Below are 12,038 nucleotides of genomic sequence, written 5' to 3'. Positions count from 1 at the left end.
TGTATTTGCGCTCGTTGAAGGTGGGGTCGATGATCGCGCCGATCGGGCCGGAATAGACCGCGCCGTAGGACAGGCCGCCCGAGCGGCGATAGACCGGGCAGGTGTTCATGCACGCGCCGCAGCGGATGCATTTGAGCGAGGTCCAGAAATCCGCCATGCCCAGGCGGGCGGAGCGGCCGTTATCGACCAGCACCACATGCATCTCGCTGCCATCCTGCGGGCCGCGGAAATGGCTGGTATATTGGGTGATGGGCGAGCCGAGCGCGCTGCGCGACAGCAGGCGGATGAACACGCCGAGGTCTGCCATGCGGGGGACGACGCGCTCGATGCCGATGGTGGCGATATGCACGCCGGGCACGGTGGCGCTGAGGTCTGCATTGCCCTCGTTGGTGCAGACGACGAAGGTGCCGGTCTCCGCCACGAAGAAATTGCCGCCGGTCATGCCCGCGTCGGCATGCAGGATGACCGGGCGGGCGGCCAGGCGCTGGGCCTCGGCCAACTGGTGCGGGTCGTCGGCGTTGGGGTCGGTGCCGTAGGAGCGGGCGAAGATGCGCGCCACGTCGCTGGTCAGCTTGTGGACCGACGGTACGACGATGTGGCTGGGCATCTGGTCGTCGAGCTGCTGGATACGCTCGCCGAGGTCGGTTTCGGTGACCGTGACGCCGCGCGCCGCCAGGTAGGGGCGGAGGTCGCATTCCTCGGTGACCATCGACTTGCTCTTGATGAGCGTTTTTGCGCCGCGGGCTTCGAGGATTTCGGCGACGATGCGGTTATGCTCGGCGCCGTCGGCCGCCCAGTGGACGTGGATGCCGTTGCTTTTGGCGTTGCGCTCGAATTCCTCGAGATAATCGGCGAGGTTCGCCAGCGCGTGTTCCTTGATGGCGGAGGCGCGGCTGCGCAGGTCCTGCCATTCGGGCAGCAGGTGCATCTGGGCATCGCGCTTCTGGCGCATGTCCCACAGGCGGGCATCGTGGAAGTCCAGATGCGGCTTGTCGGCGATGAAGGCGACGGCCGCGCCGGCGTGGTTGACGGGCTTTTCTCTCATTGCCGGGCTCCGTTCAGGATTTCAGCGATGTGAATGAAGCGGATGTCGACATGGTTGCGTTCGGCGCAGCCCTGCTGGTGCATCATGCACGAGGAATCGGCCGAGACGATATATTCGGCACCGGCGTGGAAATGATCGCGGACCTTGTCCAGGCCCATGCGGGCGGACACGGCCTCTTCCGTGACCGAGAAGGTGCCGCCGAAGCCGCAGCATTCGTCGGGCCTTGCCGGGCTGGCGAAGCGGATGCCCCTGACGCCGGAGAGCAGGGTCATGGGCTTGGAGAAGGCGGGTTCGCCCAGTTCCGACATGCTGGCGGTGCGCAGTGCGCGCAGGGACGAGCAACTGTTATGCAGCCCGACCGTGTGGGGAAATTCCGCCCACGGGAAATCGCGCACCTTCAGCACGTCGTGGAGAAATTCGACCAGTTCGTAGGTGTTGGCGCGGACATGGCGCACCGCGTCGGTCTGTTCGATCGCGTCGAAATGCGCGCGGACGTGATGGGTGCAGCTTCCCGAGGGCATCACGATGGCGTCGAACCCCGAGAACAGCTTGACGAACAGGGCTTCGGCCGCCGCCGAATCCGACACGCAGCCGGCGTTGGTCATCGGCTGGCCGCAGCAGGTCTGCTCGGTCGGGTAGGTGACGTCCTGCCCCAGCCGTTCCAGCAGTTCGAGTGTCGCGATCCCGACGCCGGGATAGAAGGCGTCGATATAACACGGCACGAACAGGCCTATTTTCATTCCCATCGGGTCTTTTCCCTCGGCGCCGCCGCTGGTGCGGGCTCTTGTGTGCGGACCATTCGGTCTTCTGAGTTCTTGGACAGCATCTTGTTATAACAAGATGCCGGGCGGACTCAACCGGGGGATTTTACAGGGGGCTGCCGGGGTCAGGGGGCGCCCGGCTGGTCGCCCGGCTGATCGCTCGGGCGATCGCCTGCGGCGTTGCCGGTGATTTGAATCCACGCGCCACGGCTTTCCATGCAGTGGGCGTAGTACGTCTTCAGGCGCTTGAACTGGTTGCCGCCGCTGCCGGTCATCACGGCGCCGGTGGTCGCGGCGCTGACCGAGGCGTCGGTCTGGCAGAAACTGTCGGCGGACCGGTAGGCGTCGCTGTCATGATCGAGGATCGCGCGATAGCCGGCAATCGAGCCGTAGATCGAATGTTCCTTGTGCGTGCGTGCCTGCGCGGGGCCGGTAAGGGCCGCGCCCGTTCCGGCCAGCAGCAGGAGCAGGCGGGCGTTGAGGCGGATGGTCATGGTCGGGGTCCCTTTTTCCTGCCCCAGCCTAGCGCGCCGCGGGCCGGGTGCGAAGCCGCCCGGCGGGACAGGGCGCGCGCAGGATAGCTGCCTTGCATGCGGGCTTACATTGACCGGCCGGCGGCTGCTCCCCATTATTTCAGACAAGGGGCGCGTCCGGGTGATGGCGCGCCGGGGCGGAGCTTGGTGCTGCGCCCGAATCTGTTCGATATCGCGTGCCGCCAGGGAGAAGACGCATAACCGTGAGTACCGATCCGTACGAGATCCTGGGCCTGTCGCGCACGGCCAGCCAGGACGACATCCGCAAGGCCTATCGCAAGCTGGCCAAGAAATATCATCCGGACCTCAATCCGGGTGACAAGGTGGCCGAGGAGAAATTCAAGGCGATCGGCTCGGCCCATACGTTGCTGTCGGACGCCGACCAGCGCGCGCGCTTCGACCGGGGCGAGATCGACGCCGCGGGCCAGGAGCGCGGCTGGGCGGGCGGCGGTGGCGGCGGTTATCGCGACCATGCCGAGGGCGCGCAGGGTTTCCGGTATTCGGCCGGTGGATTTTCCGAGGACGATCTGGGCGACATGTTCGGCTCGATGTTCGGCCAGCAGCGCGGCTTCCGCCGCCGTCCGCAGGGGCCTGCCCGGGGAGATGACCGGAATTTCTCGCTGACCGTCAGTTTCGAGGATGCGGTCAATGGCGGCACGTCGCGCGTGACGCTGCCGGGCGGCGGGACGCTGGATGTAAAGATTCCGCCGGGGATCGAGGACGGGCAGATGATGCGTCTGCGCGGCAAGGGCGGCGAGGGGCATCAGGGCGGGCCGGCCGGCGATGCGCTGATCACCATCAGCATCGCGCCCAGCGAGATCTATACCCGTGACGGCAACGACCTGCGCATGACCCTGCCGGTTGGGGTGAAGACTGCTGTGCTGGGGGGACCGATCAAGGTGCCGACGCCGGGCGGGTCGGTCTCGATGAACGTGCCGGCCCATTCTGACACCGGCAGCGTGCTGCGGCTGCGCGGCAAGGGCGTGAAGGCCCATGGCGGGCAGGAAGCAGGGAACCTGTATGTGACGTTGCAGGTGACGATCGGCCCTGTGGACGCGGCACTGGAGAGCTTCCTGAAATCCTGGACGCCGCCGGGCGAGGCGAAAGGGGGAGGTGCCGCATGATCACGATCGAAACCCTGTGCGTTCAGGCGGGCAATGTCAGCGTGGTCGAGGTCCAGCATTGGATCGACAGCGCATGGCTGCGGCCCGAGGGTGAGCCGGGGGCGTATGTCTTTCAGGACATCGACGTGGCCCGCGCGCGGCTGATCGCCGAACTGACCGGCGAGCTGGGGATCGGGGAAGACGGCATGCCCGTGGTGCTCTCGCTGCTGGACCAGCTTTACGACGCGCGGCGCCAGATGCTGCACCTGCGCGCGGCGCTGGACAGCCCCCAGGCCGCCGACCTACGCACGCGCCTGCTCACGTTGCTGGACGTGCAGGAAAAGGGGCGCGGGTAGGTTCCCTTATCGAAGATTGAAGCTGACGGTGGCCGCGCAAAGCCTGCGTGGACAAGTGGGCTGGTGCGCGAGCGCGCCGCCAGACCACCTGTCCACGCAGGCTTTTAGTCGTTGCGGCTCAGGGGGAGGCTGACCGTCTGCCCCGGTTTGGTGCCCTTGATCGTCAGGGTGGCGCTGTTGGCCGAGACGAGGTGCAGCGTGACCTGCGGGTCGTGGCCCGGCGATTGCAGACCATCCTTGCCGAGGGGCGCCAGCGTGACCTGGTGCGGGGCGTAATTATGCAGTTCGTCGGGCAGGGTGGCCCGCACCTGATGATGGGCGTCGGGCGCGCCGACCACGACCGGAGAGAGGCCCATGGCGGCCCATTCGCCGGTAAAGGGGCTGGCGGTGCCTGCCGCATGGGCCTGGGTGATGGAGAAAGCCAGCAGCGCGCCGGCGGCAAGGGCATGAAGGCGGGGCATGGCGTACTCTCCGGGTCTGTCTCGTTGTCGGGCGGACCTTACCGCTTCCGCTCCGTGTCCGACAGGGGCGCGCCGGCCTGGTCGTGCAGCACGGCGTTGGGCGGTTTGGGGCGGATCAGGAAACGCTTCACCCCGTCGAACAGGCTGGCCCATGACAGGCGGGGCCGCCGGCCGTCCGGCATGACCATCGCGACGCTGGCCGTCATGCCCGCCGAGAGCGTGAGGCCGGCGGGGATGGTGTCGATATGGATGCGGACCGGAATACGCTGGGCCAGCCTGACCCATGTATAGACCGGATTGACCGAGGGCAGGCCCTGGGTGGAGCGTTCGGCGTTGGTGGAGGAAATGCCGCGCGTGATGCTTTCCACATGGCCCCATAGCGGTGTCGGCACGCCCATCAGGTCGATGCGCATCAGCGCACCGCGATAGAGGCCGCGCAGCCGCGTTTCCTCGAAATAGCCGTCGACCCAGAAGGAATCGGCGTCGATGACCTGGATGTCGGCCACGCCGGCGGTTGCGAAATCGCCGACGCGCATCGTCAGGTTGGTGACGTAGCCGTTGACGGTGCTGTGGATTTCGGTGCGTTCCAGGTTGATGCGTGCCTGCGACAGGGCGGCCAGGGCCTCGGCATACTGGGCCTTGGCCTGTTCCGCCACGGCTTCGAACTGCTGTTTTTCCTCGGCGGAGGCGGAGGCCGAGGAGAGTTGCTGGCGGCGCTGGTGCTGGGCCAGGCGCAGGGTCATGTCGGCCTGGCGTTCGTTGACGCGGGCCGTGGCCTGCGCCACCGCGATGCGGAAATCGAACGGGTCGATGGTGTACAGCACGTCGCCGCGATGGACGTACTGGTTGTCGGTGACCTTGATATCGATGATCTGGCCCGAGACGCGGGGTGCGATATTGGCCACCTGGACGCGCACCTGGCCGTTCCGGGTCCAGGGCGCCGCCGTGTAATATTGCCAGAGCGCCAGCAGGACGACCGTGGCGAGGGCCAGGATGGCCAGTGTGGTGGTTATCCGCATGACCATGCGGGCACGTTCGAACACCATCAGACCCTTTTAAAGAAGAAAGACATAGAGGCCGACCAGGCAGATCAGGATGCCGAATTCGGCCAGCGGCACGTTCCACAGCCGTTTCTGCACCATCCGGCTGGCCAGCAGCGGGCGCAGGGCCATCAGGGTGAGGACCGCCAGCCCGGCATCGACCAGGAAGGAGGCGATTTCGACCCCGGCGATGGTGATGGTCGGCGTCATCGCGCGGACCCCGGCACGGGCAGGATGCCGTAATGGCGCAGGGCGCTCGCGTTGCGGTCCAGCAAGCGGGCGGCGCCGAACAGGCCGGAGACCGCGCCGATCAGCGTTTCGCGGTCGGCAGGGGGCAGGCTGTCGGCCGCCGCCAGCAGGTGCGTGGCGTGGCGCAGGATCGGAGCCCCGGCTTCGGACAGGTTGAGGGTGCGCAGCATGTCCTGCGTGCGGGCGACCGGTTGGGCCACCGCCGGGATGGTGGCGGCGCGCATCAGGTGGCGGCGGGCGCGTGCCAGCGCGCCGTTGAGGTCGCCCAGGGACACGATGCGGTCGAACACGCGCAGGGTGATGGGCTTCTGCGGCAGGTGGCCGGTCCAGGTCCGGGCCTGGAGCAGGCGGTCATATTGCCGGCTGATCAGCAGGGGGCCGGCGATGTCGCCTTGTCCGGTGAATTGGCGCCGCAGGGTCATGGCGACCGCCATGGCGATGCGGAACCGCCGGCGGCGGGCCGAGGGCGGCGCCAGCGTCAGCGCGAAATACAGGATGATCGCGGCGAGCATGTAATAGAGATTGCGGTCGACGAACTGGGTCGGATCGTAATTATGGACATTGTCCAGGCCCAGCACGATGAAGAAGAAGACCCCGAAATTCAGCCCGATCGGCATCAGGCGCGGGTGGATCAGCAGCAGGCAGCTTGCGAAGATGATCGGGGCCAGCATCAGCGCGAAGAAGACCATGCCCGAGCCGTAAGGCAGGATGCGGGTATCGAGGATCAGCGCGCAGACCGTGGATAGCGGCACGCCGATCAGGGCGCCCATGCCGAAGGCGCGGGTGTCGAAGGTCGTGATCGACAGGGTGAGGATGCTGGCGACCTGCAACAGGGTGGTCGTCGTATCCGGCAGGCCGCTGAGGATGCAGACCAGGGCGGCGGCGGCGAAGCCCGTCATGACCCGCGCGCCATTCAGCATGGCCAGCACCGGGTCCTGCTGGCGGGCGATCCGGACCTTCTGGGCGAGGCGGGGGGCGGCGCGGCCTTCTTCGAGCGTGCGGATGCCGTCGCGGACCCAGCGCCCGTAGGAGAGCAGGGCCATCGTGCGTTCGATCAGGTAAGCCTCGGCCGGAGTGAGGGGGGGCTCGTCGGGCTCGCGGTGCAGCAGGTCGTTCAGCGCCTGGCCGGCTTCGTCTTCATTGGCGAAGGGGGTGCCGTCGCCGAAACGCTGGCGCACGCGGGCCAGGAGGGCAGGCCGGACCTCCTCGTCCATGCGCAGGATGCCGCTGATGGCGCGGCTGCACGAGATCATGTCCAGCATCGCGACCATTGCCGAGCGGGCGCCCGTCATGCGCAGGGCGCTGTCGGCGAGTTCGGTGCGGGCGAACGAGACCTGGCTGGTCAGCGCCATGATGCGCCCCGCCAGGGATACCCAGGTGACGTCGTCGGGTGCCGCGAGCCCGTGGACGGCGTCGCGCCCGATCTGCTGCACCTGGGTCGCGCCGTGGCGCAGGCCGGTGGCCAGCCGGTGCCAGGCGGAGGGCGAGCCCGTCACGTCATTGACGATGGCGACCGAGACGATGCCGATCGTGATGGCGGATACGCGGAAGATCGCCACGTCGAAGACGTTCTGCGGGTGGTCGATGCAGCCGATGCCGATGATGGCGACCGTGTAGCCCGCCAGCAGCGCGCCATAGGCCCGGAAATCACGCGCCAGCGTGCCTAGCACCACGCAGAGCCCCAGCCACAGCCCGACACCGCCCAGAAACATCAGCCGGTCCTGCCCGAAGGTGGCGATCAGGCCGATGGCGACCGCCGCGCCGGCCAGGGTGCCGGCCATGCGGTACAGGGCCTTGGACAGGATCTGTCCGCGCAGGGGCTGGCTGAGGATCATGACCGTGACGCCCGCGCTGGCCGGCGAATCGATCTGCAACCAGAAGGCCGCGCCCAGCGCCAGCATGACGGCGGCCCAACTGCGCAGGCAGAAGGCGACGCTGCCCGGCGGCAGCCAGGACGGGCGTGCCGCCGGTAGCCAGAGCCAGCGCGCGAGCGCCGCCGCCCTGGCCGTTCCGCCGCCCTGTTCCATCGCCTTCATGGTTCTCCATCTGCCCGTAAGCCGCGGACTATGGCGGCTGTGGGCGAGCCGTATATGTCCGGCTTGCGACAAACCGTATCAGGTGCCGGAGGTTCCGGGGATCGGAAAAAAATGGATTGGAAAATGAGCGATTGGATAAAGGAAGATTTCCTGTTGTCTGTATGGAGTGGGTTTTGTTCAGGGAAAATGATGGCTGGTATGCAGAGGGAGCAGTCCTGTCGTCCCTCTGGCCGTTGTCGCCGGATCGGGCAATAAGAGGGCATGCGCCTGCTTCATACGTCTGACTGGCAGATCGGTAAGGTCTTCCGCTTCGCTGACGACGATATCCTGCCTGTCCTGCAACAGGAACGGCTGGAAGCGATCGGCCGGATCGGCCGTCTGGCCCGTGCCCAGGGGGCGGACTGCGTGGTGGTGGCGGGAGATATCTACGACCATCTGCGCCCATCCGAACGCACGTTGCGCCAGCCGGTCGAGCGGATGCGCCAGTTTCCCGACCTGCGCTGGCATCTGATTCCCGGCAATCATGATTTCAACGAGCGGGACGGGCTGTGGGACCGGCTGGTGCGGACCGGGTTGCCGGATCATATCGTGCCGCATCTGGCCCATGCGCCGGTGCCGCTGGATGAAGGGGGCACGGCGTGGCTGTTGCCCGCCGGGCTGGGGCATCGGCATGTGATCGGCGACCCGACCGCGTGGATGGAGGGGGCGGCGACGCCGGAGGGGGCGATCCGCGTCGGGCTGGCGCATGGGTCGGTGCGCAGTTTCGGGGAGGATGCGCCGGGGCATAATCTGCTCGCCATCGATCGGGCGCGGCAGGCTGGGCTGTCTTATCTGGCGCTGGGCGACTGGCATGGCGCCGTGAAGATCGATGCCCGGACCTGGTATTCGGGCACGCCGGAGGTGGACGGGTTCGATGTCGGCGGGGCGGGGGGCGGACAGGCGCTGCTGGTGACGCTCGACGGGCCGCGGGCCGAGCCGGTGGTGGAGCCCCATGTCGTGGGGCGCTTTCGTTGGGAGCGCGCGCAGGCGGTGCTGACCTGCGCCGACGATATCGCGGCGCTGGAGGGCCGGCTGCGCGCGCTCGACCCCGACGACCCCAGCCGGGTGCTGGTGTGGCTGGCGGTCAGCGGGGCGTTGGGGCTGCCGGACCTGGAGGGGTGGCAGGCGCGGATCGTGGATGGGCTGGGGTCGGCATTGCGGCTGCTGCGGATCGATGGCGCGCCGGGGCTGGCGGCGTCATCGGACGATCTGGAGGCGTTCGGGCCGGGAGGGGCGGTGCGGGCCACCGCCGAGACGCTGGCGCGGCAGGCCGGCGAGGGGGACGATGCGGCGCGGGCGATCGCGGCCGCGGCGTTGCAGCGGCTGTATCTGCTGGCGCGCGACGGGGCCGGAGGGATGGCATGAGCGGCGGCATGATTCTCCGGGGGCTGGAAGTCGAGCAGGTGCGCCGGTTTGGCGACGCGGTGCGGCTGGCAGGGCTGGGGCCAGGGATCAACCTGCTGGGGGCGCCGAACGAATTCGGTAAATCGACGCTGCTGGCGGCGCTGCGGGCGGTGTTTCTGCTCGCCCATGGGTCCAAGGCGGGGCCGGTCGCCGCCTTGCAACCTTATGGAGGACGGGGGGCGCCGCGTATCGCCGTCGAGTTCACGCTCGACGGGTGCGACTGGCGGTTGGAAAAGCGCTTCATGCAGCGCGCTTTCGCTCGGCTGGAGGGCGGGAGCGAACGGCTGGATGGTGACGCGGCGGAGGCGCGACTGCACGATCTGCTGGGCGTGGAAGCGGGCCGGCGCGGCACCGAGGCGATGGGCCTGCTGAATGCGCTGTGGGTGACGCAGGGACACAGTCTGGTACAGCCGGATTTTTCGGACCCGGCGCGGGCGACCATCCGCTCGTGCCTGGAAGCGGATCTGGACGCCATGACGGGGGGGGATGCCGCCGGGCGGGTATTGTCGCGGGTGGACGCCGACCTGGCTGTGCTGGTCGATAAACGTGACAATCCGCGCGGTCGCTTTCGCGCGGCGAAGGAAGGCGAGCAGGAGGCCGCGGCCGAACTGGCGCGGCTGGACGGTCGTCGGCAGGCGCTGGAGGATGATTTGAGCGCCATGGCGGATTTGCGCCGCCGCCTGGCGCATGAAGATGACGCCGACCGGCGTGAGAAGGAACGTGCCGATCTGGCCGAGGCCGGGCGGGTGCGCGATCGGTTGCGGGATTATGATGCCCGGTATCGGACCGCGCGTGCCGTGCGCGACCATGCGGCGGCGCAACTGGTGGCCGTGCGGCAGGATCTGGCTGCGCGCGCGGCCTGGGAAAGCGATCTGGCGATCGGCGTGGCGCGGGTGGCGGAACTGGACGCGGCGTTGGGTGCCGCGCAGGCGGCGCAGGATGCGGCGGCAGCGGCGCATGCCGGGCGGCTGGAGGCGGTGCAGGTGGCCGATGCCGCGCGCCGCGCCGCACGCGCGGCGCTGGATCGGGCCGCCGGCAGGGTGGAGCGGGCGCGGCTGACACATGAGCGGCGCGAGGCGGCGGCGGCGCTGGATCGGCTGGAGCAGGCGGCGCAGGCGGTGACGCGGGCGCGCGCGGAACTGGATGCCTGCGCGATCGACGATGCGCGGATGGGGACGATCCGCAAGGCGGAACGGGCGCTGGATGCGGCGCGGGCCGCCGGCCGGGCGCAGGCGACGACGCTGGACGTGGCCCTGGCCGATGGTGCGCGCGGGCGGCTGATGCTGGATGGACGGACGTTGGAAGACGGCCGCATTGTGGTGACGGATAATGCCGTGCTGCGGATCGAGGGGATCGGTACCATCACCATCGCACCGGCCAGCCATGGGCGCGATGCGTTGCGCGCGGAATTGGTGAGGGCGGAAGAGGGGCTGCGTCGGGCGCTGGAGGCGGCTGGGTGCGTTGATATTGCCGGTGCCGAGGCGGCGCTGGCCGTAAGGCGGCAGACGGAACTGGTCTTTCAGGCGGCGCAGACGGTGTTGGGCGGCTTGCTGGCCGCTGCCGGCCAGGTGCCGGCGACGGCGACGGAGGCCGCCCGGCAGCGGCTGGCGGACCTGGATGTGCGGATTGCCCGGATCGGTGAGGCCGAGGCGGATGGTGCGGCGGGCGACCCGCTGGAGTTGCTGGATGCGGCGCGTGAGGCGATGCAGGTGGCCGAGGATGCGTATGAAGCCGCGCATCGGGCGCTGCTGGCCCCTGACGGGACGATGCGTCGGGCGGCGGATGAACTGGCGCGCCTGCGGGCCGAAGCGCAGGTGGCGCGCGATGGCGTGGCCCAGTTGGCGCGCGACCTGGAGGCGGCGCGGGCGGTGGAGGCGGATGATGCGCTGGCGGCCCGGCTGGCGGCCAGTCAGGACGCTGCCGGGATGGCGGAACAGGCGTTGCTGCGCATCGAGGAGACGCGGCCCGACGGGACCGAGGCTTTGGCCGATGCCACGATCCTGCGGTTGGAGCGCACGATTCAGGACGGGCATGCCCGTCTGGCGGCGCTGCGGCAGGAGATGGCGGCGCGCGAGGCCCGTATCCGCGCGGCGGAGGGCGATGGGCTGGACGAGCGGATTGCGGCGCAGGAGCGCCTGCGCGCGGCCCATGCCGCCGAGGATGCGGCCTGCGAACGCGAAGTGGCGATTCTGAAGTGCCTGCGCGATGCGGTGGCGGCGGCGGAGCGGGCGGCGACCGAACGCTATCTGGCGCCGTTGGCGCGCGCGGTGCAGCCGGCGTTGAGCGCGCTGTTTCCGCGCGCCGTGGCCACGGTGGAGCCGGATTTCAGCATCTCGGCGCTGTCGCGGCGGATCGACGAGCCGTTCGCGACTCTGTCGGACGGGACGCGGGAGCAGATCGCGGTGCTGGCGCGGCTGGGACTGGCCGACCTGATGCGGGCGCGGGGGCGGCCGGCGATGCTGGTGCTGGATGACGCCCTGACCTATGCCGACTCGGGGCGGCTGGACCGGATGTTCGACATTCTGACCGAAGCATCCGGGCGGATGCAGATTCTGATCCTGACCTGCCGGACGGAACTGTTTACCGGGCTGGGCGCCCGGCGGCTGGCGGTGGAGCCGGTGGGGGGGCAGGATCGGTCGGCTGGCTGATCAGGGGGTTGGTTGATCGGGTCCGGCGCGGTTCGCGGTCCGCGCCGTCGGGCCTTGCCGCATGAACAGCATCAGGGGAAAGCCGCACGATACGCCCACCAGAAGCGTTGCGGCGTAGATCGGCCAGATCCGGGGCAGCCTGCCGGCCCGCCGTTCGGCCCAGGAAAACCGAAACAGCACCAGCGCGGACACCACGATATCCGCGGCGAAGAAAAGGCTGATCCGGTTGGCGGCCAGATCACGCGCGAAAGCGCCGGGCGCCAGTCCGTGATCCAGCAGCCAGGGGATGAAGAAGGCATAGGGGATCACCGTCCCCAGGATGCACAGCGCAAGGTAGCGGTGTCGTAAAGACATTGTTGTCTC

12 protein-coding genes are annotated in these 12,038 nt (G+C 68.7%); 4 read left to right on the top strand and 8 right to left on the bottom strand.

What is annotated here, in order from left to right; translation table 11 throughout:
- The 3 genes from ABF821_RS07165 to ABF821_RS07155 all read right to left on the bottom strand — a co-directional run.
- On the bottom strand, positions 1-1,045 hold a 1,045-nt coding region (locus ABF821_RS07165), incomplete at its 3' end, for a lactate utilization protein B (RefSeq protein WP_415529543.1).
- A complete protein-coding gene (locus ABF821_RS07160; RefSeq protein ID WP_415529544.1) occupies positions 1,042-1,785 on the bottom strand; it encodes a (Fe-S)-binding protein in 744 nt (247 codons plus the stop codon). The genes ABF821_RS07160 and ABF821_RS07165, both read right to left, overlap by 4 nt.
- 146 nt (positions 1,786-1,931) lie before the next feature.
- Positions 1,932-2,300: a hypothetical protein gene (locus ABF821_RS07155; RefSeq protein ID WP_415529542.1), complete on the bottom strand. Its 369-nt coding sequence runs from the start codon at positions 2,298-2,300 to the stop codon at positions 1,932-1,934.
- 242 nt (positions 2,301-2,542) lie between these two features.
- On the opposite strand from ABF821_RS07155, the gene ABF821_RS07150 reads away from it, so the two are divergent.
- Both ABF821_RS07150 and ABF821_RS07145 read left to right on the top strand, forming a co-directional pair.
- Positions 2,543-3,463 (top strand): DnaJ C-terminal domain-containing protein, encoded by a 921-nt coding sequence (locus ABF821_RS07150; RefSeq protein WP_415529541.1) that lies wholly within the window; start codon positions 2,543-2,545, stop codon positions 3,461-3,463.
- On the top strand, positions 3,460-3,798 hold the full coding sequence (locus tag ABF821_RS07145) for a hypothetical protein (protein WP_415529540.1): 339 nt from the start codon (positions 3,460-3,462) through the stop codon (positions 3,796-3,798). Before ABF821_RS07150 ends, ABF821_RS07145 begins: the two co-directional genes overlap by 4 nt.
- Positions 3,799-3,902: 104 nt before the next feature.
- Here the strand turns inward: ABF821_RS07145 and ABF821_RS07140 are convergent, their stop codons facing one another.
- The 4 genes from ABF821_RS07140 to ABF821_RS07125 are packed head-to-tail and all read right to left on the bottom strand — an operon-like array spanning position 3,903 to position 7,584.
- On the bottom strand, positions 3,903-4,259 hold the full coding sequence (locus tag ABF821_RS07140; RefSeq protein WP_415529539.1) for a hypothetical protein: 357 nt from the start codon (positions 4,257-4,259) through the stop codon (positions 3,903-3,905).
- 38 nt (positions 4,260-4,297) lie between these two features.
- Positions 4,298-5,302 carry an HlyD family secretion protein gene (locus ABF821_RS07135; RefSeq protein WP_310888924.1) on the bottom strand — a complete coding sequence of 335 codons (1,005 nt, stop codon included), beginning with the start codon at positions 5,300-5,302 and terminating at the stop codon, positions 4,298-4,300.
- A gap of 12 nt (positions 5,303-5,314) precedes the next feature.
- Entirely contained in the window at positions 5,315-5,509 is a 195-nt protein-coding gene (locus ABF821_RS07130; RefSeq protein WP_114726545.1) for a DUF1656 domain-containing protein, read from the bottom strand.
- Entirely contained in the window at positions 5,506-7,584 is a 2,079-nt protein-coding gene (locus ABF821_RS07125) for an FUSC family protein (protein WP_415529538.1), read from the bottom strand. Before ABF821_RS07125 ends, ABF821_RS07130 begins: the two co-directional genes overlap by 4 nt.
- Before the next feature lie 261 nt (positions 7,585-7,845).
- Between ABF821_RS07125 and ABF821_RS07120 the strand changes: the two genes are divergently transcribed.
- The gene (locus ABF821_RS07120; RefSeq protein ID WP_415529537.1) at positions 7,846-8,988 is read left to right on the top strand and encodes a metallophosphoesterase family protein; all 1,143 of its coding nucleotides are present in this window, start codon (positions 7,846-7,848) and stop codon (positions 8,986-8,988) included.
- Complete coding sequence (locus tag ABF821_RS07115) at positions 8,985-11,675, top strand: hypothetical protein (protein WP_415529536.1); 2,691 nt, start codon at positions 8,985-8,987, stop codon at positions 11,673-11,675. Before ABF821_RS07120 ends, ABF821_RS07115 begins: the two co-directional genes overlap by 4 nt.
- Here ABF821_RS07115 and ABF821_RS07110 read toward each other — a convergent pair whose 3' ends face one another.
- Positions 11,676-12,029, bottom strand: a complete 354-nt coding sequence (locus ABF821_RS07110; protein ID WP_415529535.1) for a DUF2834 domain-containing protein — start codon at positions 12,027-12,029, stop codon at positions 11,676-11,678.
- Positions 12,030-12,038: the final 9 nt, after the last annotated feature.

The organism is Gluconacetobacter sp. (assembly GCF_047721585.1).
In the GTDB taxonomy this organism is placed as follows: domain Bacteria; phylum Pseudomonadota; class Alphaproteobacteria; order Acetobacterales; family Acetobacteraceae; genus Gluconacetobacter; species Gluconacetobacter dulcium.
This window is presented reverse-complemented; position numbering and strand designations above follow the sequence as displayed.

Bases quoted from the DNA above. Each gene is read 5' to 3' on its own strand.
- ABF821_RS07140 (WP_415529539.1), bottom strand. From the start codon at position 4,259: ATGCCCCGCCTTCATGCCCTTGCCGCCGGCGCGCTGCTGGCTTTCTCC.
- ABF821_RS07130 (WP_114726545.1), bottom strand. From the start codon at position 5,509: ATGACGCCGACCATCACCATCGCCGGGGTCGAAATCGCCTCCTTCCTG.
- ABF821_RS07125 (WP_415529538.1), bottom strand. From the start codon at position 7,584: ATGAAGGCGATGGAACAGGGCGGCGGAACGGCCAGGGCGGCGGCGCTC.
- ABF821_RS07120 (WP_415529537.1), top strand. From the start codon at position 7,846: ATGCGCCTGCTTCATACGTCTGACTGGCAGATCGGTAAGGTCTTCCGC.
- ABF821_RS07110 (WP_415529535.1), bottom strand. From the start codon at position 12,029: ATGTCTTTACGACACCGCTACCTTGCGCTGTGCATCCTGGGGACGGTG.
- ABF821_RS07115 (WP_415529536.1), top strand. From the start codon at position 8,985: ATGAGCGGCGGCATGATTCTCCGGGGGCTGGAAGTCGAGCAGGTGCGC.
- ABF821_RS07155 (WP_415529542.1), bottom strand. From the start codon at position 2,300: ATGACCATCCGCCTCAACGCCCGCCTGCTCCTGCTGCTGGCCGGAACG.
- ABF821_RS07145 (WP_415529540.1), top strand. From the start codon at position 3,460: ATGATCACGATCGAAACCCTGTGCGTTCAGGCGGGCAATGTCAGCGTG.
- ABF821_RS07160 (WP_415529544.1), bottom strand. From the start codon at position 1,785: ATGAAAATAGGCCTGTTCGTGCCGTGTTATATCGACGCCTTCTATCCC.